The sequence below is a fragment of the Maledivibacter halophilus genome (genome assembly GCF_900167445.1).
Classification (GTDB): Bacteria; Bacillota; Clostridia; order Peptostreptococcales; family Caminicellaceae; genus Maledivibacter; species Maledivibacter halophilus.
Genome location: NZ_FUZT01000004.1, coordinates 58545 through 83903 on the forward strand (window position 1 = coordinate 58545; position 25359 = coordinate 83903).

Annotated in this window: 31 protein-coding genes and 1 pseudogene; 30 read left to right on the forward strand and 2 right to left on the reverse strand. The window is 33.2% G+C overall.

Annotated features, from left to right (window positions below; all coding sequences use genetic code 11):
* Window position 1: 1 nt before the first annotated feature.
* From B5X81_RS08415 to B5X81_RS28390, 30 genes are all read left to right on the forward strand, one after another.
* Window positions 2-700 (forward strand): hypothetical protein, encoded by a 699-nt coding sequence (locus B5X81_RS08415; RefSeq protein WP_079490928.1) that lies wholly within the window; start codon window positions 2-4, stop codon window positions 698-700.
* A gap of 104 nt (window positions 701-804) precedes the next feature.
* Window positions 805-1131, forward strand: coding sequence for a hypothetical protein (locus B5X81_RS08420; protein WP_079490929.1), 327 nt, complete (start codon window positions 805-807; stop codon window positions 1129-1131).
* 8 nt (window positions 1132-1139) lie between these two features.
* Entirely contained in the window at window positions 1140-2873 is a 1734-nt protein-coding gene (locus B5X81_RS08425) for a terminase large subunit (RefSeq protein ID WP_079490930.1), read from the forward strand.
* A gap of 24 nt (window positions 2874-2897) precedes the next feature.
* Window positions 2898-3092: a hypothetical protein gene (locus tag B5X81_RS08430; RefSeq protein WP_079490931.1), complete on the forward strand. Its 195-nt coding sequence runs from the start codon at window positions 2898-2900 to the stop codon at window positions 3090-3092.
* Between the two features lie 3 nt (window positions 3093-3095).
* Complete coding sequence (locus tag B5X81_RS08435) at window positions 3096-4346, forward strand: phage portal protein (protein ID WP_079490933.1); 1251 nt, start codon at window positions 3096-3098, stop codon at window positions 4344-4346.
* Window positions 4333-5022, forward strand: coding sequence for an HK97 family phage prohead protease (locus B5X81_RS08440; protein WP_244282038.1), 690 nt, complete (start codon window positions 4333-4335; stop codon window positions 5020-5022). Before B5X81_RS08435 ends, B5X81_RS08440 begins: the two co-directional genes overlap by 14 nt.
* A gap of 21 nt (window positions 5023-5043) precedes the next feature.
* Window positions 5044-6354, forward strand: a complete 1311-nt coding sequence (locus B5X81_RS08445; protein WP_079490935.1) for a phage major capsid protein — start codon at window positions 5044-5046, stop codon at window positions 6352-6354.
* 58 nt (window positions 6355-6412) lie between these two features.
* Complete coding sequence (locus B5X81_RS08450; protein ID WP_079490937.1) at window positions 6413-6694, forward strand: head-tail connector protein; 282 nt, start codon at window positions 6413-6415, stop codon at window positions 6692-6694.
* A gap of 6 nt (window positions 6695-6700) precedes the next feature.
* Window positions 6701-7021: a phage head closure protein gene (locus tag B5X81_RS08455; protein WP_079490939.1), complete on the forward strand. Its 321-nt coding sequence runs from the start codon at window positions 6701-6703 to the stop codon at window positions 7019-7021.
* Complete coding sequence (locus B5X81_RS08460; RefSeq protein ID WP_079490941.1) at window positions 7018-7407, forward strand: HK97-gp10 family putative phage morphogenesis protein; 390 nt, start codon at window positions 7018-7020, stop codon at window positions 7405-7407. Before B5X81_RS08455 ends, B5X81_RS08460 begins: the two co-directional genes overlap by 4 nt.
* Entirely contained in the window at window positions 7404-7751 is a 348-nt protein-coding gene (locus tag B5X81_RS08465) for a hypothetical protein (protein ID WP_079490943.1), read from the forward strand. Before B5X81_RS08460 ends, B5X81_RS08465 begins: the two co-directional genes overlap by 4 nt.
* A gap of 49 nt (window positions 7752-7800) precedes the next feature.
* The gene (locus B5X81_RS08470) at window positions 7801-8376 is read left to right on the forward strand and encodes a major tail protein (RefSeq protein WP_079490945.1); all 576 of its coding nucleotides are present in this window, start codon (window positions 7801-7803) and stop codon (window positions 8374-8376) included.
* 61 nt (window positions 8377-8437) lie between these two features.
* On the forward strand, window positions 8438-8767 hold the full coding sequence (locus tag B5X81_RS08475; RefSeq protein ID WP_079490947.1) for a hypothetical protein: 330 nt from the start codon (window positions 8438-8440) through the stop codon (window positions 8765-8767).
* A gap of 20 nt (window positions 8768-8787) precedes the next feature.
* Entirely contained in the window at window positions 8788-9039 is a 252-nt protein-coding gene (locus B5X81_RS08480; protein ID WP_079490949.1) for a hypothetical protein, read from the forward strand.
* A 44-nt stretch (window positions 9040-9083) separates the two neighbouring features.
* Window positions 9084-14066: a phage tail tape measure protein gene (locus B5X81_RS08485; RefSeq protein ID WP_079490950.1), complete on the forward strand. Its 4983-nt coding sequence runs from the start codon at window positions 9084-9086 to the stop codon at window positions 14064-14066.
* Window positions 14067-14076: 10 nt separating this feature from the next.
* A complete protein-coding gene (locus tag B5X81_RS08490) occupies window positions 14077-14925 on the forward strand; it encodes a phage tail family protein (protein WP_079490952.1) in 849 nt (282 codons plus the stop codon).
* Between the two features lie 15 nt (window positions 14926-14940).
* Entirely contained in the window at window positions 14941-16014 is a 1074-nt protein-coding gene (locus tag B5X81_RS08495; protein ID WP_208985025.1) for a hypothetical protein, read from the forward strand.
* 3 nt (window positions 16015-16017) lie between these two features.
* A complete protein-coding gene (locus B5X81_RS08500) occupies window positions 16018-16815 on the forward strand; it encodes a hypothetical protein (protein WP_079490954.1) in 798 nt (265 codons plus the stop codon).
* Window positions 16808-18652, forward strand: coding sequence for an outer membrane protein assembly factor BamB family protein (locus tag B5X81_RS08505; RefSeq protein WP_079490956.1), 1845 nt, complete (start codon window positions 16808-16810; stop codon window positions 18650-18652). Before B5X81_RS08500 ends, B5X81_RS08505 begins: the two co-directional genes overlap by 8 nt.
* Window positions 18653-18663: 11 nt before the next feature.
* On the forward strand, window positions 18664-18939 hold the full coding sequence (locus tag B5X81_RS08510; protein WP_079490957.1) for a hypothetical protein: 276 nt from the start codon (window positions 18664-18666) through the stop codon (window positions 18937-18939).
* A 1-nt stretch (window position 18940) separates the two neighbouring features.
* Window positions 18941-19081 (forward strand): hypothetical protein, encoded by a 141-nt coding sequence (locus B5X81_RS27355; RefSeq protein WP_170917335.1) that lies wholly within the window; start codon window positions 18941-18943, stop codon window positions 19079-19081.
* A gap of 62 nt (window positions 19082-19143) precedes the next feature.
* Window positions 19144-20250: a siphovirus ReqiPepy6 Gp37-like family protein gene (locus B5X81_RS08515; RefSeq protein ID WP_079490959.1), complete on the forward strand. Its 1107-nt coding sequence runs from the start codon at window positions 19144-19146 to the stop codon at window positions 20248-20250.
* A gap of 260 nt (window positions 20251-20510) precedes the next feature.
* Entirely contained in the window at window positions 20511-20960 is a 450-nt protein-coding gene (locus B5X81_RS08520) for a hypothetical protein (RefSeq protein WP_079490960.1), read from the forward strand.
* Window positions 20961-21156: 196 nt separating this feature from the next.
* Window positions 21157-21702, forward strand: coding sequence for an N-acetylmuramoyl-L-alanine amidase (locus B5X81_RS08525; protein WP_079490962.1), 546 nt, complete (start codon window positions 21157-21159; stop codon window positions 21700-21702).
* A 16-nt stretch (window positions 21703-21718) separates the two neighbouring features.
* Window positions 21719-21934, forward strand: a complete 216-nt coding sequence (locus B5X81_RS08530) for a hemolysin XhlA family protein (protein ID WP_079490963.1) — start codon at window positions 21719-21721, stop codon at window positions 21932-21934.
* Window positions 21935-21947: 13 nt separating this feature from the next.
* A complete protein-coding gene (locus tag B5X81_RS08535; RefSeq protein ID WP_244282039.1) occupies window positions 21948-22151 on the forward strand; it encodes a hypothetical protein in 204 nt (67 codons plus the stop codon).
* 32 nt (window positions 22152-22183) lie between these two features.
* A complete protein-coding gene (locus B5X81_RS08540; RefSeq protein ID WP_079490965.1) occupies window positions 22184-22438 on the forward strand; it encodes a DUF5659 domain-containing protein in 255 nt (84 codons plus the stop codon).
* A gap of 61 nt (window positions 22439-22499) precedes the next feature.
* The gene (locus B5X81_RS08545; protein ID WP_079490967.1) at window positions 22500-23255 is read left to right on the forward strand and encodes a DNA adenine methylase; all 756 of its coding nucleotides are present in this window, start codon (window positions 22500-22502) and stop codon (window positions 23253-23255) included.
* Window positions 23256-23465: 210 nt separating this feature from the next.
* Window positions 23466-23996 carry a hypothetical protein gene (locus tag B5X81_RS08550; protein WP_079490968.1) on the forward strand — a complete coding sequence of 177 codons (531 nt, stop codon included), beginning with the start codon at window positions 23466-23468 and terminating at the stop codon, window positions 23994-23996.
* Window positions 23997-24288: 292 nt separating this feature from the next.
* A complete protein-coding gene (locus B5X81_RS28390; RefSeq protein ID WP_280175257.1) occupies window positions 24289-24417 on the forward strand; it encodes a hypothetical protein in 129 nt (42 codons plus the stop codon).
* A 206-nt stretch (window positions 24418-24623) separates the two neighbouring features.
* On the opposite strand, the pseudogene B5X81_RS28675 reads toward B5X81_RS28390, so the two are convergent.
* Window positions 24624-24977: pseudogene (locus tag B5X81_RS28675) on the reverse strand (recombinase family protein); the annotation flags it as partial.
* A 102-nt stretch (window positions 24978-25079) separates the two neighbouring features.
* Window positions 25080-25322, reverse strand: a complete 243-nt coding sequence (locus tag B5X81_RS08565; protein WP_079490970.1) for an AbrB/MazE/SpoVT family DNA-binding domain-containing protein — start codon at window positions 25320-25322, stop codon at window positions 25080-25082.
* Window positions 25323-25359 lie beyond the last annotated feature (37 nt).

Genomic DNA, 25359 nt, shown 5'->3' on the forward strand with positions numbered 1-25359 from the left:
CATGGCTAAGTATGCGGTACTAAGAACATTCTATGCTTCACAAAAGTGGAGGACTCTTAGATTAGCTATAATACTTGCAAGGACAAATAAAAAGGGTGAGCTGAGATGTGAGAAGTGTGGAGAAATAATAACTGACACAATAAACGCTATAGCACATCATAAAGTAGAGCTAACACCTGAGAATGTAAATGATTACAGCATAAGCCTCAATCCAGATCTTATAGAAATTCTTTGTCCCGATTGTCACAATAAAGAACATAATAGGTTTGGCCACAGCAGGGAAAGAAAAGTATACATTGTATTTGGAGCTCCACTTAGTGGTAAGAATACTTATGTTAAGCAAGAAGCAAGAAGGGGAGATATAGTTGTAGACATGGATTATTTATATCAAGCTGTATCAATGCTGCCAAGCTTTGACAAGCCAGATAACTTATTTACAAATGTCAAAGGAATCTACAACTTACTCATAGATAATATCAAGACTCGCTATGGCAGATGGAACAACGCTTGGATAATAGGAGGCTTTGCTGATAGATACAGAAGAGAAAAGCTTGCTGTTGATCTAGGAGCAGAGCTTATCTTCTGTGAAGCTTCAAAGGAAGAATGTCTTGCAAGATTAGAGCTTGATGAGGACAGAAAGTACAGAAAGAATGAGTGGAAGCAGTACATAGAGAAGTGGTTCACAAGATTTACTCCTTAATCCCCCCGGTTTCAAACTATAGGCAAAGTTACCATGACCGTAAAGGCGAAGGCTTTTTGCATACACAGCAAAAATTTTAAAAATCCCTGGAGGTTTTTTGAAAAATGACAAAAAAGGATATATATAAGCAAGAATTATCAAAGCTGAAGAAAGTATTTGAGGATGTTGAGGAAAGCAAAAGAAAGCTTGTTGAAGGATTAGTTGAAGATGCTGCTTTTCTTAAAGCTGAAAATTACTATCTAAAACAGATCATCGAGAAAACAGGCATGATAAAAGTACATCCATCAAATCAAGGGCTCCAGAAGCAAACAGAGGCAGGAAAGCAGTACTTAAAAAACATCAACTCATATTCAGTAGTTATAAAAACACTGAATGGAGTATTAAATAAAGGAATCATTGAAGATGATGATGAACTGGCAGAATTTGAATAGGTGATAATATGATCAACCCAGAATATAATGGAACCCACTCCTGGTTATTGGAATATATAAGTAAGTGTAAAACAAAGGAGATACTTATTGGCCATGAGCTTATGGAAGAATTAGATATACTTTACAGTCATTTTAGCAATCCTGATATTACTATAGATTTTACCGATGCCCATAAAAGAATTAAGTTCATAGAAACTAGGTGTAAACACTTTGAGGCTCCCTTTGCTGGGAAGCCTTTTATTTTAATGTTATTTCAAAAAGCTTTTATAGAGGCAATTTATATTTTTAAGATATACGATGATGAGGTAGGTAGATTAGTAAGACTTCATCAAGATATCTTGTACCTAGTAAGCAGGAAAAATGGTAAGACTCCACTTATATCTGCCATATGCTTAGCTGAGTTTTTCTGTGGGCAGCAGGGTATAAAAATTCTTTGCAGCAGTAATGATTATGAGCAGGCTGATCTCATGTTCCAAGCCATAAATGCAATGCGTGAAGAAAGCCCAGCCCTTGAAAAGGTTACTAGAAAGAATATTAAAGGCATATACTTTGGGAATCCTCGAAAGCCAAAGAAAAAAGGAAAGTTTTCATATAAGAATAAGGGCAGTATTCGTAAAATATCGGCAAAAACAGGAGCCAAGGAAGGTAGGAATATTGGTGTAGGAGCTGTAGATGAAGTCCATGAGATGAAGGATGATACATCTATTATGCCAATACGACAAGCCTTATCAACCCAGGATGAACCACTATTCTTTGAACTGACTACAGAGGGTGTAGTTAATGATGGATATTTGGATGATAGACTAAAGGAAGCTAGGCAAGTACTGGATGGGGATTTACATAGACCAAGATGGCTCATATGGCTGCAAACCCAGGATAATGAGCAGGAAATATGGCAGGATGAAAAGACCTGGGTAAAAAGTAATCCTGGACTGGGAGTAATAAAAAAATGGTCCTTTATGCGCAAGATGATTGAAGAAGCAAAACTCAGCAAGTCCAAAAGGGTCTTTGTTTTATCAAAGGACTTTAATATAAAACAAAACAATGTCACAGCTTGGCTCACAACTGAGGACATTGATAATAAAGAAACCTTTGATATAGAGGAATTTAGAAACGCCTTTGGAATTGGCGGAGTGGATCTTAGTAAAACTGGGGACTTATGCAGTGCAAGGGCAATGCTGATGAAGCCCAAAAGCGACAAAAAGTATTTTCTACAGCATTATTTTATACCTGAGTCGAAGCTTGGCAATCTTCCTAAAGAAGACAGAGAATTATATCGCCAGTGGGTAAGAGATGGATTGATGACTCTGTCAGATGGCAATGAGAACGACTTTAGATTAGTAACTAAATGGTTCTATAATTTATACAGAAACTATGGAATTAGATTTTATAATACTGGTTACGATAAATGGTCAGCTGTATATTGGGTTAAAGAAATGGAGGAGGATTATGGCTTCGATACTAAAAAAGTAGATCAGTCCTTCGGAAGCATGTCGGAGCCAATGAAATTATTAGAAGCTGATCTAAAGAGTAATAAAGTAATATACAATAACAATCCAATCGATAGATATTGTCTAGAAAACACAGCCATTACTGCTAATTCAAAGGAAGAGATAATGCCTATAAAAATTCAAGGTAAAGAGAATAAAAAAATAGATGGGGCTGTTACTATGATGATCTGCTATCGAATTTACATAGATCATAAATTAGAGTTTTTGGAATTAGTAAAGAGAATGGGCTAGTAAGGATCATAAGGTGGTGATGGATTGATTAAAAAGAGATTAAAAAGTATTAGGAACCTTGGTACTTTGATACTAAAGCTTATAGATGATATATTCCTGATTTTAGGGATGGCTTTACTATCTATAGGAGTATTTAAAATTTTTATACCAGCAGGATATATAACCCTAGGCATTTGTTTTATTGCATTTGCTTTTTTTATTGCAGAGAAAGGAAGATAGCAGATGTTACTTAAAAGTTTAATGAGTAAAAATAAATCAAATAAAAATTTAAATTATGCCAAAGTACTAGATGGTAGTTATCCTGCTTTCAGCCAGTTTGGACAGAATATTTACATCTCCGATATAGTTCAAATGTGTATAGATACCATAGCAGCAGAAATGAGTAAGCTAAAGCCAAGGCACATATATACAGACAGCAGCGGAATACAGCAAATTCCTAAAAGCAGTATCAACAGAATTTTTAAATTTGCTCCAAATGAATTCATGACAATAAGTGAATTTATAGAGAAAACTATCTGGCTGCTAATGATGAATTATAATCTTTTTATATATCCAACGTATGAAACCTATACAAACACCAGAGGATATGAATCAAAATATTTTACAGGGTTATATCCCTTAAACCCAACTCAAGTAGATTTTCTACAAGACATAAAAGGAAGATTGTTCATCAAGCTTTATTTTGGAAATGGTCAAAATTATACACTACCTTATTCAGATGTGATCCATATAAGAAAGAAATTTTCTGTAAATGACATAATGGGTGGAGGAGCCAGTGGTCAGCCAGACAATGAAGCTCTTTTAAAGGTTTTGCAGATAAATGATACAGTTCTTCAAGGACTGGGAAAAGCAATTAAAACAAGCTTAAGTATTAGAGGGCTCCTTAAAATTAATACCATGATGGATGATGAAGTGCAAAAGAAGGAAAGGAAGAAATTCGAAGAGCTAATAAATAGTGGTGAAAGTGGGATATTACCTTTGGATTTAAAGGGAGAATATACTCCTTTAAAGGTCGATCCAAAGCTAATAGATAGAGAAACCTTAAATTTTCTACAAGATAAGGTCCTAAATTGGTATGGAGTATCCTGGGAGATATTAAGTGGCAAATATACCGATGAAGAATATCAAGCCTTCTATGAAAAAACATTAGAACCAATATTAATTAGATCAGGGCAAGCATACTCAAGGGGCATGTTTACCCAGAGAGAATTAGATGTTGGAAATGAAATAGTCTTTTACCAAAAGGACATGATGTACCTAAGTACACAGTCAAAATTAAAATTGCTTGAAATAGCAGGCAGCCAAGGTTTACTAACCGATAATCAAAAGCTGGCCATATTAGGTTATCCACCACTTACTGATGGCAGCGGAAATAGGCGTACTATTAGTCTTAACTATGTGGATACAAAAATAGCAACTCAGTATCAACTAAACAAAGCTAAAAACGGAGGTGAAAGCATTGGCCAAGAATAAAAATAAGCCAACGGTCTGTGGAAAGGCTAAGCGTAATTTTCTTATGGCTGATTTAAGAGCGATTGATAACTCAAATGAAGAAAGCCCTCAGTATATAATAGCAGGCCATGCAGCAGTATTTGATCAGGTAACTAATATTGGGGGATTTTTCTATGAAGTGATTGAGCGTGGAGCATTTGATAAGACAGATTTTAAAGATGTTCTTTTTAGCGTTAATCATGATTTGAATAAGATACCACTTGCAAGAAGTAGAAATAATAACATTAATTCTACACTTCAGTTAAATGTAGATGACATTGGATTGGCTATTAAGGCCAACTTAGATGTTGACAATAATTCTGACGCACGAAGTTTATATAGTTCTGTATCAAGAGGAGATATGGACGGTATGAGCTTCATTTTTTATGTAAAAGACGAAAGTTGGGATAATCTAGATTCTGAAATGCCAACAAGACGTATACATGAAATTGATAAAGTTATTGAGGTCTCAGCTGTTAGTTTTCCAGCCTATGATGGAACTAACATTATTATAGATTCAAGGGATAGAAATGTACTGGATAGTGCAAAGCTGGCATTGGATAATGCTAGGGCTAAACTGGGTTTAAGTAATGAAGCTGGAGAAGAGAATTTACTTGAATTAGAAAGACTAAGGGCAAAAACATTATTTAAATTTTAAGAAAGGTTAAGGTGATAATCCATGAAGAAAAGATTACTGAAATTATTAAAATTAAAGCAAGAAAGAAAAGCAAGCTTAAAGAAAATCGTTGAATCTACAGATAAGATTGAAGAAATAAGAAGTGCACAGAAAGAAATTGATGGTTTAAATACTGAAATAGCAGACCTTCAATCTATGATAGATGAAATTGAAGAGGAAGAGAGAAATGCTAAGCCACAAGATGATCCAAGTAATATTGCTGGTATGGGAAATGTGGACCCTAACAAGGATCCGCAAGGAAGAAATGCTGCTAATCCAACTGGAGGATTTAACCCATTAGGGACCTATGGAGTTGGGCCAACTAATTCTCAGCAGAGAAATCAAGAGCCAGAGGATAGATATGGAACTCTAGAATATAGAAAAGCATTTATGGATTACTGCCAGACAGGAAAAATTACTACTGAGCTTAGAGCTGATGCAACCACTACAACAGGTGATGTATCTGCCATTATACCTTCTACTATTTTAAACGAAGTCATAAGAAAGGTAACTACTTATGGCCAGGTTTTTAATAGAGTTAGAAAGCTAAATATCAAAGGTGGCCTTACAATTCCAATTTTATCTCTTAAGCCAACTGCAACATGGATAGGAGAAACTACATCATCTGATAAACAGAAAGTCCAAGTAAATGAAAACATATCCTTCAGCTACTATGGATTAGAGTGTAAAATATCAACTTCACTACTTGCTGATACTGTATCACTGGCAGGATTTGAAAGTACAATAACCGATTTGATTGTAGAGGCTATGGTAGAAGCTCTTGACCTTGCAGTGCTTAAAGGAAATGGCACAGGAAAGCCCTTAGGAATTACAGCAGATACTAGAGTTCCATCTAAACAAATAGTGACCTTGACTTCCAGTGACTTTTTAAAATGGGATGCATGGAAGAAAAAAGTATTTGCAAAAATGCCACTAAAATATAAAGCTGGAGCATCATTTTTAATGGCATCAGGAACCTTCGAAGGCTATATCGATGGAATGGTTGATGCAAATGGCCAGCCTATAGGAAGAGTAAATTATGGAATAACAAAGGGGCCTCAGGAAAGGTTTGGCGGAAAAGAAGTTATACAGGTTGAAGACGATGTGATTGCTCCTTATGACGATGCTGCTGTAGGGGAAGTAGTTGCTGTATACTGCAACCTTAGAAATTATGGATTTAACAGCAATATGCAGATGATGATGTATAGATACTTTGATCATGATACAAATGAGTGGGTTGATAAAGCAATCTTGATTGCAGATGGAAAGCTTATAGATCCAAATGGAGTAGTTATCATTAAGAAGGGTGAATAATTTATAGAAGGGTATGATCTACCCTTCTTTTTAAAATATCAGTTATATAGGTGATTTTATGGAGATTAATGAACTTAAGGAATGGCTTAGAATAGATGGTAATGATGAGGATGCAACCTTGACTGGACTAATCAGCTCTAGTGAAATATTGATTAAACAATCTACAGGTGTTGATCCTGAAGATGTTGAAGCCGATACAAACGCCCAGGACTTATATAAATTGCTGCAAAAGATAATTATTGCTGACCTATATGAAAATAGACTGGGGGCATCAAAAATAAATCCTATTATAGTTAGCTTATATGCACAGCTTGAAGCATATAAGCTTAAGAAAGAATGATGAGTTATGGATCCAGGAAAGCTAAGTTATAGAATTACAATACAAGAAAAACAGTTTGTGGAGGATAAAAAAACAGGAATTGAGTCGAAAAAATGGGCTGCTATTTCTAGGCCATGGGCTAAAGTCCAAGATATAGGGGGAAATGAATTTTTCAGTTCTGCTAAAGAAAATAATAAAATAAAGACAAAATTCCAAATAAGGTATAGAAAAGGATTAAGGGAAGATATGAGAGTAATATTTAATGGCAAAGAATATGATATTACTTTTATAGATTATTTTGATTACAACAAGAAATTTATGAATCTAATATGTGAGTGTGTGAAATGAGTATAGAAATAAAAGGATTAAAGGAATTAATGAAAAATCTAGAATCTGCCCCAGATGTATTAAAGAAAGCAGAACAGAAAATCACTATAGAAATGGCAAAACCTATTCGTGATGATGCACAGAAAAATGCACCACGTTCCACATACAACAAAAACCATATGGCAGATAATATTAAGATTAGCACAATGAAATATATAGAGGGTGCAGCCATTAGAAAAGTAGAAGTGAAGGGCCATGGATTTTTCTATAGCTATTTTGTTGAATATGGCACAAGTAAAATGGAACCACAACCTTTTATGACTAAAGCATTTCTAGATAATAAGGATAAGATTGTAAAAATAGCACAAAAAGAAGTAAATAAAATAATGAAGAAGGTGGCAAAATGAGCTTAATAAAAGAAATAAAGGACATTTTAAAACCTTTAGGAGTAAAAGCTCACTATCTTCGATACGAAGGTGATGAAAGGACATACATCAATTTTTATATTTTTAATGAAAGGGATTCTTTATACGCCGATGATAAAGAAGTAGAAATAGAATATGCAATACAGATCAGTTTATTTTCTGATGATAAATTAAGGTATTATAACCTGCAAAATGAACTTAAAAAAATAATGAAACAACATAGAGATAGATTTATAAAATTCGATGTAAGTCCAGATTTATACGAAAAAGATACAGAACTATATCATAAGGCATTTAGATATTTGCATTATGTAAATGTAGAGTAGCAGAGCTGCTCTATTTTTTTTACAAAAAACATGAAAGGATAGTGATAATATGGCAACTATAGGCGTTAGAGAGTTATATTTTGCGATTTTAAATAAAGATGATGAAACAGGCGTTGAGTATGAACCTCCAGAGAGAATTAAAGGGCTTATGAATATTACGTTAGATCCTCAAATTTCTGAGGGTAAGTTATATGGTGATGATACGTTGACTGAAAGTTACAGTCAAATTTCAGAGGTCAATGTTGAGTTCGGTGTAAATGATCTGAGCGATGAACAAAGAGCTAAACTCTTTGGTATCGCCATGAATGAAGATGGTGTCGTTGAGGAAGGTAGGGATAATGATATTCCTTATATAGCATTGGCTTTTAAGTCAAAGAAATCTAATGGAAAGTTTAGATATTATTGGCTGTATAAGGGCAAATTAAGCTATTCACAAGAACAATTTGAAGGAACAAAAGACAGTATTGAATATCAAACCCCCACAGTAAATGGTGTATTCCAGTGTCGTGAATATGATGGAAAATGGAGAGCCAAAACTGACGAAGATAACACAGGATATACACCGGAGATAGGGCAAAACTGGTTTGTTAAGGTGTATGAGAAACCTGCAGCAATTGGAGGATAATAGAGAGGGGGGTCCTTCTCTATTATAGATAGGTAATTAAATTGAAAGGCGGGATAATAATATGGCTAACAATGTAAAGGTTAAGAATGTAAAAATTAAGTTAGATGGCAAAGACCACGAATTGATATATGATATGAACGCTATGTGTGAAATAGAGGACAAATTTGGAGATGTAGAAATAGCATTTAATAATCTAGGAAATAGCAATAAAGTTTTTAATAGTTTAAGATTTTTGCTGTGGGCGGGACTATTACATGAAGATGAGAAATTAACAATACGTGATGTAGGTAAGATGGTTAACTTTTTAGAGGTAGACAAAGTTGAACAGTTAGTTGAAAGCTTAACTAATGCTATTGAACCAGGTATAAAAAATGAAATTGAAAAAAAGTAATAGAAGCTTTATACAATTGCTTGCCACAAACTGAGGATAAAGGGCATGATTGTATAGAGGATGAAACAAAGGAAGATTGCAGAATAAATTTTGATTTTTGGTATTATATCGCAACAAACTTTTTGAATATGAATGAAGAAATTTTTTGGAAAAGCACAATAAGAAAGTTAAACAGTCTTTACAAAATATACAGACAAGTCAACGGATTAGAAAATAGAACAAACAAAGATAAATATGATAAATGCTATTGTGATGATATAGACTGGCTGTAAAAAGCTAACTATATCATTATTTTTTGCCTAAGGCAGGTGGTATAGTGGCAAAAGAAAATTCAGGGGTAAATGTTGAAGTTGGTTTAAGTAGTTCGGATTTTAAAAAAGGAATTGCACAAATAAATAGAAGTCTAAGAGTTTTAGATTCAGAGTTTAAAAAATCTAAAGCCGAGATGGGTGGATTTGAAAAAGGCCTAGATCAAATGAAATTAAAATCTCAATCCTTGTCAAAGAAGCTAGAAGTTCAACAAGATAAGGTTAGGCTTCTATCAGAACAATATGAGAAAGTAAAGAAAGCAAAAGGTGACGATAACAAAGAAACACAAAATATGCTAGTTCAACTTAATAGGGCTAAAACAGAAATGACTAAAATGCAAAACCAACTAAACAAAGTAAATAAAGATATAAAGGAACAAGGCAGTAGATGGAAACAATTAAGCGATAAATTAGATAAAGCAAGCAAAAAGATGAAATCTGTTGGAAATAGATTAAGTAGAGTTGGTAAGGACTTAACAAGTAAATTGAGTATACCTATAGTAGCGGCTGGAACTGCTGCCGTAAAATTTAGTGGAGATTTTGAAGAAAGCAGTAACAAGGTTGCCACTATTGCAGATACTACAGTTAAATCTATAAGCCAATTAAATAAGGGCGTATTAAAACTATCTAATGATACTGGAATAGCTGCAACTGAGCTTAATGAAGCTTTGTATCAGACAATAAGTGCTACTGGAGATACTGCAAATGCATTGGACTATGTAGAAGTGTCCACCAAAGCCGCAGAAGGTGGCTTTACCGATACAACAACCGCAGTTGATGGTTTGACTACAGTAATGAATGCTTATGGGTTAAAGGGAAAAAAAGCTTTCAAAAGCGTTGCTGATCAAATGCTCCAAGCACAGAATTATGGTAAAACTACTTTTGGAGAAATGGCTCAAAGTATAGGAAATGTAATACCTATAGCATCTAAATTAGAAGTATCTACAGAAGAACTATTTGCATCCATAGCTACACTAACTAAAAATGGTATTCAAACATCACAGGCAATTACAGGACTTAAAGCAGCTTATTCAAATATATTAAAACCTTCAAAGCAAGCTTCTGAACTAGCTGCCAAATTAGGATTAGAATTTAATTCAGCTCACCTAAAATCAATTGGATGGGCTGAATTTTTAGATGAAATAAGAAATAAAACTGGTGGAAATGAAGAACAGATGGCAAAACTTTTTGGATCAGTTGAAGCATTAAACTCTGTAACTGTACTTGCAACGAAGGGATCAGAGGACTTTAGTGGAGCTTTGGAAGCAATGAAAAATTCAACTGGAACTACGGAAAAAGCCTTTGAAAAGATGAATAGAGGAACCAAAGACAGCATAGCCGACTTAGTCAATTCTTTGAAAAATTTAGCTATATCTTTTGGGAAAATATTAGCTCCAACAGTAAATCAAATGGTTGAAAAAATGCAGGGATTTGTTAATTGGGTACAATCTTTAGATGAAGGACAGAAGAAACTAATCACAACAATAGGATTATTAACAAGTGGTGTTGGAGTAGGAATATTAGTAATAGGCAAATTTGCCAGTGCTATAGGTACAAGTATTGAAGTTGGAAGTAAAATGATAAAAACAATTAAGGCCCTAGAACTGGCTAACATAAAAAATACAGCCAAAACTATTGCTAGCACAGCTAGTATGGCAGCACAAAAAGGGGCTATGATAGCAGGGGCAGCTGCCACAAAGGCAGTTACAGCGGCCCAGTGGTTACTCAATGCGGCATTAACTGCTAATCCTATAGGTCTAGTAATTACAGCAGTTGCAGGTTTAATAGCAATATTGACCGCATTGTATTTCAAAAACGAAACGGTTAGAAAGGCATTACAAAAGGCCTGGGAAGGTCTTAAAGCAGTGGCAAAAATAGTTGGTAATGGAATAGGTAAAGCTTGGGAAAGCACAAGAAAAAAAGTATCTGAAACTTGGACTAAATTAAAAGATAATACAAGAAAAACATGGAATTTAATATCTAAAGAAATAGAAAAAAATGGTGGCGGCATAAAAGGCGTAATGATAACATACACAAAAGGATATATAAGTGTGTGGAAGAAAGGCTTTGAAACACTAGATAATATAACCGGTGGAAGATTAGGTAAAATAGTAGGAAAAATTAAGGATTTTGGTAAAAATTCAATATATGCATTAAAAAGAGTTCCTTCAAAAATGAAAGAAATGGGAGCTTATATTATACAAGGTCTAAAAAATGGCATAACCAACAAAGCCCATGAAGTAATCGACTATATGAAAAGCTTAGCCAACAAAATAAAAAATGGCTTTAAAAAAGTAATGGGAATACATTCTCCTTCTCGTGTAATGCAGGAATATGGAAGATATATAGATGAAGGACTTAAAATTGGTATGGAAGATGGGGAAGATGATGTATTAGATCAAGCTAAAAAAATTGCAAAAGGTATAGAAGACAGTATACAAGTTAATGTAGATAAGCTTGATAGATTTGCAAATAAGGTTGTTGAAGCAGTTAAGAAGAAATATGAGGATATAGAAGAAGCTGAAATAAATAGCTTGAATAGACAAATAGAAGCACAAGAAAACGCAAGCAATAAAATTATTAAGCAATATGATAAAGAGTATATGGCTAAATTAAAGGTCATAGATAAAGAAGAATATGACCGATTACAAGCAATACAATCTGAGATAGATGCCATAGACGCTAAGACACAAGCAGAGGAAAAAGCTCTAAGAGAACAGGAATCAAAGAAAAAACAAGCCAGACTAAAGCAAGCAGTAGAAGAAGCCAATAATGACGAAGAAAGAAAAAGGGCTAAAGAAGAACTAAATAAGTTTTTACTTGAACGTGAGAGGGAGAAAATACTTGAAGAAAGAAAGCAGCAAAAGGAATCGTTAAAGGAAGAAATGGACGCTATAAAAGAGCAGACAGGCAAGAAAAAAGACGAATTAAAAGCAGAATACGACAATAAAAAGGCTAATGAATTAGCTAAGAATAAAGAAGTAATAGAGGGGTTAAAGGCAGAAATAGAGGAAACAAAGAAACACTATGAAAAATTAAAATCCACAGAAAACACTGAATCAGAAGCAAGAAAATTAATATTAGATGGAAACCAAAAGGAATTAGTTAAACTATTAAACACATATACTCCAAAATGGCAAGATGCAGGGCAGAGCATGAGTTCTAAAATTATTGATGGGCTTAATAGTGAAAAGCAAACTTCTCAGGATGCTATTGATCAAATGCTAAATGTCAAGAGTGTAGTTGATGAACAAAAGATAGCTTTAGAAGGACTTAATAAGAAAATATCTTCATTGGAGCAAGAATCTAAAAAGGCAAGTACATCAAGCAGCGGTGCAAGTGATTCAATAAATGCTATGGGAGATATGGCATTAGATACTTCACAGGATTTAGAGACACTGGCAAATTCAGAGGGTGTAGTTGCAGATAAAGCAAAAGAGACAACAGATAATTTTAAACAATCAAAGGAAGAAATGAAAACAGCTATTGATGATTATATTTCTAAAAACAACGAATTAACAGGTCAATTGACCACAGCCTATTTAAGTGTAGAAGGCGTTACAGAAGAAATGAAAAATAATGTTATAGGCAAATATGAAGAATTATCATCTTCTACAAATAAAGAGATTGAAACCCATAAAAATAATACACTATCAACTTTAAATCAGTTGTTTTCTGAAAGCAAAACTCTAACAGAAGAAGAAAAGAAAGCTATACTTAATACTGTTAACAATAAATATACTGAAATGCAAACTAAAACTACAGAAGGTCAAAATAGAATTAATGAAATTTTTACTATTGCAAGCAACAAAAAACGTACTTTATCTGAGGAAGAAAAGAGAGAAATAAATAGAATACAAGGGGAAATGTCTAAAATAGCAATAGAAACACTGTCTGATAGTGAAATAGAGCAAAAAGCTATATTTGAACGACTAAAAAGTGAAGCTGATAGAATTACTTTAGAACAAAAAGCAGAAGTTGTTAAAAATAGTATAGAGCAAAAGGAAAAAACTATAAAAGAAGCTGAACAGCAACGTAAAGACACTATAAAAGAAATAATCAAACAACGAGATGTAATGGGTATAATTTCAGAGGAACAGGCTGAAAAGTTAATAGAAGAAGCAAAAAGACAGTATAATGAAGCTAAAGACAAAGCAGAAAAAATGCATAATAAAGTTGTGGAAGAAGCTAAGAAACAAGCAAGCGAGCATATTAATGAGGTTATTTGGGAAACAGGAGAAGTTAAATCCAAGTGGCAGCTCATGAAGGAAGATGTTATTACTAAAACTATTGAAATGAAAGACGATGTAGTAAAATTTATAAAGAAAATGGGAACAAATATATCAGAAGCATGGGAGAATATTAGAACTGATGTAAAAGAAAAAGTTGAAAAAGTTAAGGAAGTTACAGTAGATGCAATAGAAGAAACGAAAGAAGAAGTTGAGTATTATGTTGACAAAATGAAAGATATTTTTGGCAGCATAATAGATAAAGCTAAGAATGCAATAGATAAAATAAAAGAGTTTAACGGTATGAAGGTTAAAGACAAAGTTTTAAAAATTACAAGAAAAGTTAAAACAGTATATTCAAGTGCAAAAAAAGCTATAACAGGAAATGCAATCGGAACTAATGACTTTGAAGGTGGATTGACTTGGGTATCTGAAAAAGGTAACGAGTTAATACAAGAACCCAGTGGGCGTTCTTATGTGGCTACTGGTAAACAATTACTTGATTTACCTAGGCACACTAAGATATTTACTAATACACAGACTCGAAGAATTATGTCGGGTGAAGCTTATAAGAATAATAGTAATAATATTAAAATTGATATAAACTACAATAAATTAGCAGATGCTATTGCTAGTAAATTAGATGGTGTTAATCGAGGTGTTACACAGAATCTCACTATAAACAGTTTACAACCTTTAAGTCCTGCTGAAACAGCAAGAAAAATTAAAGCTGCTAGTAGGGAACTTGGGATGTTATGGTAGGAGGTCAAATATGCAAAGCATAATCTATACGAATGAGAAAGGGCAAAGTATTAAACTAACAAATACTAAGCCTTTTTTTTTACAAACTATAGAAGGGACTGGTGCAGTTAATACTGATGTACAAATGCAAAAGGCTCCTTTTCAAGATGGAGAAACCCACATAGATACGTTACTAGAATCAAGATATTTAACATTAGAGGTAGTTATTCTGAGTAAGAACCAAAATCAGCTTTATGAATATAGGCAGCAGTTATCAAAAACCTTTAATCCAAAGATTAAAGGTTTTATAAAATATATTAATAATAATACTGAAAAAATACTATCAGTAGTGGTTGAAAAAGCTCCAGTATGGGGAAAAACAAGGCCGAATGTACAGCCTTGTATTATAAGCTTAATAGCTCCTAGTCCATTTTGGCTAGATACTTTTATTGAAGGAGAGGAACTTTCATATCTAATGGGAGGAATAAAATTTGGCTTACGACTACCTACAACCTTCAGCTATCGTGGGAAGAAGAAAAAAATAGTTAATAGTGGTGATGTATCAACTCCAGTTAAGATAGAATTCTATGGCCCAGGTAGTAATCCTACTATTCATAATGAAACAACAGGGGAACTTATAAAGGTTAAAAAAGAGCTTCTAGAAGGTGAAATATTAAAAATAGATACAACCTTTGGGAATAAAAAAGTTGAAATTGAAAGGCTAAATGGCAGCATTGAAAATGCATTTGGATATATTGAGCTTGATTCAGTGTTTTGGAGTTTAGTTCCAGGAGAAAATATTCTTTCATACGAATCTTTAAATGACTCCCAGAAAACAAAGGTGAAAGTAACATATAGAAATAGATATACCGGGGTTTAGAAAGAAGGTGAGAAATTGGCAGAGAAATATATGTTTTTTGATAGTACCATGGATGATGAAAGGAATTATAGTGCCGATGAATTTGCGGAGTATTTTAGGCGATTTATTAGAAACGGTGTTTTTAATGGTGATGGGGACGACTTGAAAGTTGGTGCACAAGGGCAGGACATGAAAACTCATATTCTTCCTGGTTATGCCTGGGTTGAAGGCTATCTTTATAAAATTGATATGGAGCCTTTAAAACTATACCACCAAAGTGCACATGCTAAGTACAATCGCATTGATAGGGTAGTAATAAGATTAGATAAGACCTTGGAAAATCGCTATGTAAAGGCCTTTATTTTAACCGGCACTCCAGCCGAAACACCCCAAGTGCCAGAACTAACTCGTGATGAAAACATCTATGAGTTGGCTTTAGCGCAAGTGGAAATCCTTGCTGGGAAAAGTTTTATAGAAGCACACCAGATAACTGATGAAAGACTAAATAACGAAGTTTGTGGTTTTGTTACACATTTATTTGAACAAGTAGATACTACAGAACTATTTAATGAATGGAAAATTTATCTAGATGCAAAAAGAGCACAAGGAAATGAACAACTAACCATCTGGTTGAAGTATATGGCTAGTAAAAAACAGAATATTGATATCGAATACACTGCTTTTCTAGCTTCACTGCAGAGCAAATTTTTAGCTTTTCAGACTACCTGGAGTAATTGGACAAAGGAAAAACTAGCAACACCTGATGGGGAGTTTTATATACAGTGGAAAAGTTGGTTTGATGAAGTACGAAAGGTATGGGATTCATGGTTTAAGAAAGAAGCTCTTAAAGTTTGGCGAACTTGGGTAGAGGATAAATTGGCGACACCGAATGGAGAGTTTTATGTAGAGTGGAAAGAGTGGTTTGAAGAAATTCAAGATGTTAGCAACCTAGTGCCACGTAGTCATTTTAAAGCCCATCGAGATCGTACAGTAAGAGAGGAAACCCACGGCTTACGTATTAGCGGTAATAATCTGGAAGTGGAAATCAGTGATGGAAAATGGCGTAGGTTAGAAGGGTTAGCTGTAATCAATACATGGGGAGGAATGTAGTATATGGGAAGTGCAGTACGACTTAATAAAGGAACATTATTAAATGCTTTTGAGCCTTTGTATCAAGTACCAAATAATAGGGTAGTAATATTAAAATCTATAATTTTAACCAATTTATCAGAAACAGCACAAAATGTGAGTTTGAAGATGGCTGGTGCATATGTGATGAGGGATAAAGTTCTTTCTGCAGGGGAATCTTATCAAGCATCAGTATTTGATCAGATTATAGTATCTCAAGAGATTATTGAAGGTAAAGCAAGTCAACCAGAAGCGGTGGATTGCTATATTAGTGGAAAGCTACTTTTGCCTCAAGATATAGCAAGTGAAACCCAGTGGATGCAGGAACAATGGGATGCTTGGTGGGCTAATCATCCAGAAGTTTATAAAAACCTTTGGGATGCTTGGCTGGAAAGTAAAACTGGTGAGCCTAATGGGGATTTCTATGTAGAGTGGAAAGAGTGGTTTGACCGCATACAGGAAATTACTAACGAAACAGCTGACCTAGTGCCTTGGAGCCTTTTTAGGCAGCATGAAGCTGACTTTTCAGCCCATGGAGATTTGGCAAACACATATCGTTCTGGGAAAGATGAAAAAGGGATCTTTACTACTATTGAATGGCACCGTCAGGATGGAACTTTAGCTAAAAAGTCTGTATTAAGTGGGGGGAATTCCCCACGATATACAAATCGCACAGTTACTTATTATGGTACTGATGGAGAAACAGTTGATGGGGTCGCTGTATATAAGCAAAAATACAACGAAGTAGGAGACTGGATAGAGGAGGTAATTACGGATGAATGATTTAGTATTACATGGCTTGGGAAGGGGATTGTCAGACCCAGGTGTTATACCTATTGAAGGATTAATTCCGATTATAGCTTCAGATAAATTAAAGGGGATGGGATTACCTTTTACTCATCGTTCCCTAGGAATTCTGTCTGACCGCAAGGGTGTAAATCATTATCACAATGGAAAAGTGTATGTATTGCACAGTTTAGGGGTGACAATTTATGATGCCCTTTCTGGGGAGGTAATAGCTGATAATACCCACTCATCTTCTTCAGCACACATGATACCTGACCTTGCATCTACTGACGATAGTTATTATCTTGCACAAAACACAAAACTGTATAAATACGCTTTAGATGGAAGTATAATTTGGGAAGCATCAACATCTCGAAATATTGGATGTATAGCAGTAGAAACATCTGGTGTTTATGTTGGAGAGCGTTATTCTAGTGGTTCTAAAGTCTATAAATTTAAAAGAACTAATGGGGATAAAATTTGGGAAACAGCATCAGTTTCAGATTATGTAATGGGGTTAGCAGTTAATGAAACTACAGTTATTGTAAGTTATGGTAATAGTATAATTAAAAGGCTTAACTGCTCGACGGGAGCTGACATATATTCCTATACTATACCTAATAATTACGATTCGTATGCACTTGCCATTGAATCGGGTACTAATCATTTTTATTCAATAGATAGCAAAAGGATCCTTCGAAAGCATAGTTATCAAACAGGGGAACCTATATTTGAGCGAACCAATGCCAATGTATGTAATGTATATAATTTGTTCATTGATAGTGGAAATAATATATATACAGTTTCTGACCAAGAAATTACCAAGCTTGATAATCAACTGTCTGATTTTATCTGGCGTGAAAATTGCAGCATTAGTAACAATGATATTGAAGGTTTTGGTTTTGATAAAGAACTAGGGAAAATCTTTGTGTTGCGACAGCACACAGCAAGAGTTTTATCAACAGAACAGCAGTGGTCAAATTTTATTCCTCATCAATTTGAAGGAACAATTAATTCTATAGATGTAGATAGAAACGGCAATTTATATGGTGCCAGTGATGATTGTACAGTAAGAAAGTTTAATGCCCTAGGTAAACAGCAGTGGATATATGACCATGACCGGATTATGAACTTTGTTAGGGCAGATAATAAGGGGAATGTTTTTGTTGCTGATGATTCACAAACATTGAAAAAATTAGATTCCCTTGGAGTAGAGCAGTGGTCATGCAGCATATCAGAAACAACGGGGAAGGTAACAGATTTAGTGGTAAATAGCGAAGGAATAATTCTAGTTAGTATTACAAACAGATCAAATAGAAATGACTACTTAGTTAAAATATCTCCTGAAGGAAGTGTTTTAAATGTAAAAGAAATAGGTATTAGTGGTGTGTTTCATAAATTATACCTTTGGGATGACCATACAGTATTGGCACTGGATAGACTATATAATATTGATACCTTAATATGTCTCTATTATTTTAATGGAGCAAAGGCCATATTTAATGTTTACGGTGATTTTATCTATGATCTTAGTGGTACTAGCATTCAAGTATTTAATAAATATTCTGGTGGGCACATGCATTCATTTACCATAAAAGATGTTAAATCCTATTTGAGAACAGTACAAGGTTTGGATGGAGCTATTTATGCTGTTGATACTAACAAAACTCTAGTTAAATTAACTGAAAGAGGTGAGGAATTATGGCGTTATCAGGCAAGGGATAATATCGCTGACATTAAAATAGATGATGAACATAATGTTTATCTGGCGACAGGTTATTACATTGAAAAACTAACCCAGACATTTCAGGTCAAAGGTTATGAAAAAGAGTAGGAGGAATGAAAATGTTATATGTATTTGAAGGTGGAAGTATAGTTTATGATGAAAGAGTTTTAACGGAAGAAGATAAAGCAAGAGCTGTAGCAGTAGAAGAATTACCCCCTAAGGAAATACCTGCAGGAAAAACGGCAGTAATAAGAGCGAATAAGGCTGAAAATACAGTGTGGTGGGAATATGTGGATTCACCTCAATATTTAGAGTTCCAAAAGCTTGAGACTAAAGTCCAAGGGTTGCAGCAAGCCTTAGCAGAAATAACGATGATGATGGCAGGAGGTGAGTAAGATGACATTTACTAAAAATTCAGCCCTGGTAAAAAACGTATGGGTTCCACTGATTCTAGCAGGAATATATACAGAGGATCAAATTCCAGTCTTAGGAAATTTAAAAGAAGTCGTAGAGCAAGTCATTGCAGAAAATGAGTAATTTCCCTTGGAAAAAGAGTGTATTTTTTATGCTCCTTTTTCATTTTTGAAAGTAGGTGAAGCATGAAACCAGTTAGAATATTTACACCATCTATTGAATTACTGGCTGAAATAGATAATTATGAAAGCCTTATATTTACAAGAAAATATCTTAAATATGGAGAATTTCAATTAACAGTAAATAAACATAAGCAAAATACAAGATATTTAGAAAAGGGAAATATGATTTTGCTTGGAAATGATTCTAACAAGATAGGGATAATAAGGCATAGGGAAATAAACCTTAATGAGCAAGGGAAGGCATCGGAAACACTTTTAATTAAAGGCTATACAATAGATCATTTGTTTACCCAAAGAATTATTCTGCCCCCTCCAGAAAGTGACCATGACTCTATTAAAGGAAATGCTGAGACAGTAATAAAACATTATATAAAAAATAGTATTGTAAATGCTTTAGATACTAATAGAAACATATCATTTTTAAATATTCTTCCAAATAAAAATAGGGGAATTAATTTATCCTGGAAGAGTAGATATAAAAATCTTTCTGAAGAAATCCAGGAAATATGCAGTATTTCTGATATAGGAATTAAAACGAATTTAAACCATGAAACTAAAAAAATAGATATTGATATATATGAAGGCAGGGATTTAACTATAAATCAAACAGTTAATAGCCCTGTTATTTTTTCATATGAATTTGATAATATAAAAACCCAACATTATGTTGATTCTGATATAGGATATAAAAATTATGGATATGTTGGGGGAAGAGGAGAAGGAGCAGATAGGCAGATAGTAGAGACTGGAAAAGCTGCAGGAATAGATAGAATAGAAACCTTTATAGATGCTAGGGATATTACAACCATTGAAGAATTACAAACCAGAGGAAATCAAAAGCTAGCTGAAACACCCCAGATAAAAACATTAGAAGGAGAAATACTTACCTATGGTCCTTTTAAATATGAAAAAGACTTTGATTTAGGCGATAAAGTAACGGTACAAAACAAGAGCTGGAATTTAACAATTGATGTTAGAATTACAGAAGTAACAGAAGTATATGAAGCTGATGGCTTTAAACTTGAAGTAAACTTTGGAAGCAATATACCTACATTTATTGATAAGATAAAGCAGGAACTTTCACAATTGAATTATGATGGAAGAAAGTAAATATTTTGATAAGGGTATTTTATCAACACTGCCAAAAGCTTAATTGAAGGTAAACATTTAACTACAGTATTAAAAATATATTTACATTATTGGATATATTTTAAAAAATATAATAAATTATGTAAAATATATAAAATAGTACATTTATCGACATTTATTTCTTGGAAGTTGTGTTACTATGTAGGTGTAGGTATAAGAGATTTATATCTTACTGATAATACAAGAGTAAAAAATAACAATTAAAGGAGGACAAAAGAAAAATGAAAAAGTTTTTAGTGTTTTTGTGTGTAATTTGTATGGTACTTTCCACGGGGACAGTTGCTTTTGCAACTGAGAGGTATTTTGAGCAGGAACCTAATAATTCGAGAAGTACTGCAGATGGACCATATACAGTTAAGGAGAACGAATATCATATATCTATTGATGGAATAGTGTCCGAATCAGATAAAGTAGATTGGTTTAAAGTTAGGTCAGAGAAAAGAGGTGGGAGTGCTATAGTTTTGCGTTTAAGAGATGAAGATGTGGATTACGACATATATTTATATGATGATCGCGGACGTATGCTTGGTTCATCAGAATTAGGTAAAGGCGAAGATGAAAGAATCTATGATATTTATATTCGTCCAAATGAAACCTATTATATATTAGTAGAACACAGATATGGTATTCCTAAACAAGCTTATAGAATATTATTTGATGTTTTCGAATAATTCCTGCATACAGTTTTGTATTATTATTCAAATCTCTAATGCCTAATAATTCATGTAAAAGTATAGTAAGTATTATTAAACTGCCTATTAAAATATATGATAGGCAGTTTGTTTTTATAGAAAATATAGTTAAATAGACATTATTAAATAACACCCATGAAGGTGTATTTTTTATGTCAAATCTAGGAGGTGTAAAATGAATAATCCAAATAAAATAATTCTCCACCATAGTGCCACAAATGAAGGAACCTTTGAATCAATTAGAAAGTATCATGTTAAAACTAAGGGATGGAAAGATATTGGATATCACTACCTTATTACAACCGATGGTAAATTACATAAGGGACGTGACGAAAAGGAAGTAGGAGCCCATACTATAGGTCAAAATGCAAAATCCATTGGTATATGTTTAGTTGGAAACTTCGATAAATATAGACCCAACGCAAATCAGCTCCATACTCTTTATAAATTGCTAAATGATGTTAAAATCAGATATGGTCAGTTACCTATACACGGACACAATGAATTTTCTACAAAAACCTGCCCAGGTTTAAAATTTCCTATGAAGGAAGTTTTGGAAAAAGCCTACAAAGACGAGATAGATGAAGAAGTATCTCACTGGGCAAAATCTTCATGGGAAAAGGCAGTTGAAAAAGGTATTAATGACGGAATTGGCCCTAAGACCCAGGTAACTGAAGAACAGTTGATGGTGTTTTTTGATAAGTTAGGGCTACTAGACTAGGAAAGCAGGTGCCATAATGAATATTTGTGATAGACACCAAGAAGTAGTAAGCAAATTAGATGATCATGAAAAAAGGATAGGAAATTTAGAGGTTAATGATGCAAAGATGGGAGAGAAGATTGATAATTTAATTAAGCAGCTTGAAAATTTAACAGCTTGGATAAAAGCATTAGTAATGCTAGGAGGAACCTCACTTGTAGGTTTCTTTTTTTGGTATGTTCAAAATAAATAGGAGGATGATAATTATGTTAAAAAGGTTAAAAAATCCCGGGACAATAATAACTTTAGTATCACTTGTAGTGCTTATATTAGTTACAAATGGCGTAGAAGTAGATAGTGAAAGGGTTATGACAACTGTAAAGGCAGTTTGTTCTATAGGGGTTGTATTAGGGATATTAAATAATCCTGATACATCTGGACTAGATTTACCATTTGTAAAAAGGAAATAAAATATTAATTTGGATGGCAAAATCAAAGGAGGATGATTACACCAAACAACTTAAAACTAATCACAGATAAAGACTTAATAGTATTTCTAGTAGCGAAAGGATTTAATATCCAGAAGATTAAAAAGGATAAAAATCGAAATAGAAGCTTAGTTTATTTTAAAGCAGCTAACGAACTAGAGACTGCAATACTTTCCTTTGTAAATAAAACAGAAACAATAAATATATGTGAGTATCAAGCTGCAGAAAGGAGGGTGAAAACTCTCCTTTGTCTGCAGAAAAATAATTAAAATAACTACTTTCAGCTGTCATCTTTCAACTAATTTTAAAAAAGTTGAAGGAGTGATAGTAATGTTAAAACCACCAATTTCTCGAATGGGAGGAAAATCTAGACTTAGAAAAAAGATTATAGAATTAATACCAGAGCATACTTGCTATGTGGAGCCTTTCTTTGGAGCGGGATGGGTATATTTTGGTAAAGACCCATCTAAAGTCGAAGTTATAAATGATATTGATAAAGAGCTTATTAACTTATTTAAGATAATTAAATATCATGAACAGGAAGTTTCAAGACTGCTGCAATATGAAATATGTTCAAGGGACTTATTTAATGAATATATGCAACAGGATTCTGAAAATCTAACTGATATTCAAAGAGCTATTAGATTCATTTATATACTTTCTCAGAGTTTTGCTAGTAAAGGAAATCATTTTGGGTATGGTACAACAAGTAGGCCTAAACCTCAAATATTTACTACTGATCATCTTAAAAACATAAAGAGTAGACTTAGAAATACTTATATCGAAAATTTGAGTTTTCAAGAGATTTTTAGAAGGTATGACAGAAAGCATACTTTTTTCTTTTGTGATCCACCTTATCTTGAAACAACAGGATATAAAAACCCTTTTACAGAAGAACATCATCAGGAATTAAATAGTATTTTGAGTAATATTGAAGGAAAGTTTTTACTTACAATAAATGATCATCCTAAGATTAGAGAATGGTATAAAGACTTCAATATTGCAGAAACTAGGGTTGGATATTCTGTAAGTAGAGAAAGTAAGGGAAGAAAGAAATATAGCGAATTAATTATAATGAATTACTAGACCGGGCTTTCCCCGTCTTTTTTCAGTTTTTGGACTAAAACTTTAGTTAACGTATTGATTAGAAAATCCGGTCTATATTTTCGTTTTGAATAATAACATAATAACAATATTTTGTCAGAAATTGCGATATTTTTGTAAAAAAATAGAAGGATATACCACTCTCTATGTTTAATAGGTTTATATATAATAAATAGTTAGGAGAAATTTGCAATGAAAAGAATAACATTAAAACAAAAAAAGAAAACTATTTACATTATTGTGGGGTTCTGTATAGGATTAATTGTACTTGGAACATTTATATATACTGTACATACTATGAGTAAGGGTTTACTAGGAAAGTTATCTAATCCAACTGAAGATGCGAATATTACTGATATAGAAAACATGATTGATGGAAATATAGGATATTTTTATTGCGGCAATATGCCATTAGAAGATTCAGTTAATGCTATTAGTTATTTAAAAATGAGTAAAAAATTTAGAACTGCTGGTGTGAAAATAATAATTCAAGATTGTAGAAGTAATAAGAACAATTATATAGATAGTGTAGTATTATTGGCTGATGTTCATGGCATAGACAAAAACGAGACATCAACAAACAATAGACATTTATATCAGGCTATTTATCAAATTCATGATAAAGATTCTGATAAACTTAGAAAATACTCAACTAAATTAGAAGATATTAAAGAGGATGAAGTTAAGGCATTTATACGAAGACTTAATAAAGAAGATTATTAGGAATTGATAATTTTAGAGTATTATATATTTTATTTATATTATTGTTTTAAATAAGTAAAGCATAAATTGTTTATAATCATAGATATCTATAAATCTGAGTTTGCTTTTTACAAATTTCTAACCACTAGTTACTAGAATAGAGTTTTTGGTAATTAAAGATTTAATTATACATTAACACAGACTTTAACGAAAAACCAAAAACCACCTAAACAAAAAATCCAAAACCAATTTTCAGTTTTTTATTATAGGACAAATCAATCCCATCATATATATAACCAAAGGAGGAATGCCTTTGGATGAAGTTATATATACTGGGAAGATAACTGAAGAGGAATTAAAAAAAGAGATAAACAAGCTGCTAAATCAATTTTTAAGAGAATTAGAAAATAATAAAAAAGAAGAGGCTTACGAAGGTCAGTAAACTTCTTCTTTTTTTATAGGTGGTATGATGTTGCCTGCAATCCATTGTCGCCTTCTCCACCTGCTTCACATTTAATAATCCTTGCTAATAATTCTCTATCTGAGTAAGCCATTTCTTTCATCTCCTTAAAGACATAAATCACTGACAAAACTTACAATATTATTTTATGCATAAAATTTATAAAGGTTCATAGAAATTCATACAACATCGAATTCATCGGTCAAATCATAGGTTTTTCTGGGAGTGATGATCTTTGTATTGAACTCCTTAAAGGTTTCTAGGATAAGCCCTTGTTCACGCATATTGCCCCTGCCGAGCCTATCCATATCCATAACTAATACAGCATCATATTTATTATCTTCTACTTACTTAAGCAGCTGAAGCATCTTGGGACGCCTGGCAATTGACTCACCGCTTACCACTTCTTCCTTTATATCCAAAACATTATAATTATACTTCTTAGAATAAGCTAAAAGAGTAGTTTTATGTCTGCTCAATACTTCCTCAACAGACATATTTTCACCAGCTCTAGATTTTCTAAGGTAAATACAAACCTTCATACAGCACCACCTATTTTGATAATTTTCTTATTTAAATTATAATGTTTTTTCTTGAAAAATAGAAGAGCAGACAAGAACAGCATTATTAAAGGACGTTTATTTTTAGCGATTCTTAATATCGTTTATACAATTTTGACAAATATGTTTTTCTTTGAACTCCATTAGTTTATCTTCATTTCCGCAAATATAGCATCTTTCTTTATATTTAGAAAATACAATCTTATCTAAATCTGCAAATATTTCTATAGGTGTACCAGTCTTTATAGACATAGTGCGTCTTAGCTCCATTGGAAGAACTATTCTCCCTAAATTATCTAATTTTCTAACTATTCCCGTAGCTTTCATATAATCCCCTCCTATGGGATATTATAACATAATGTGA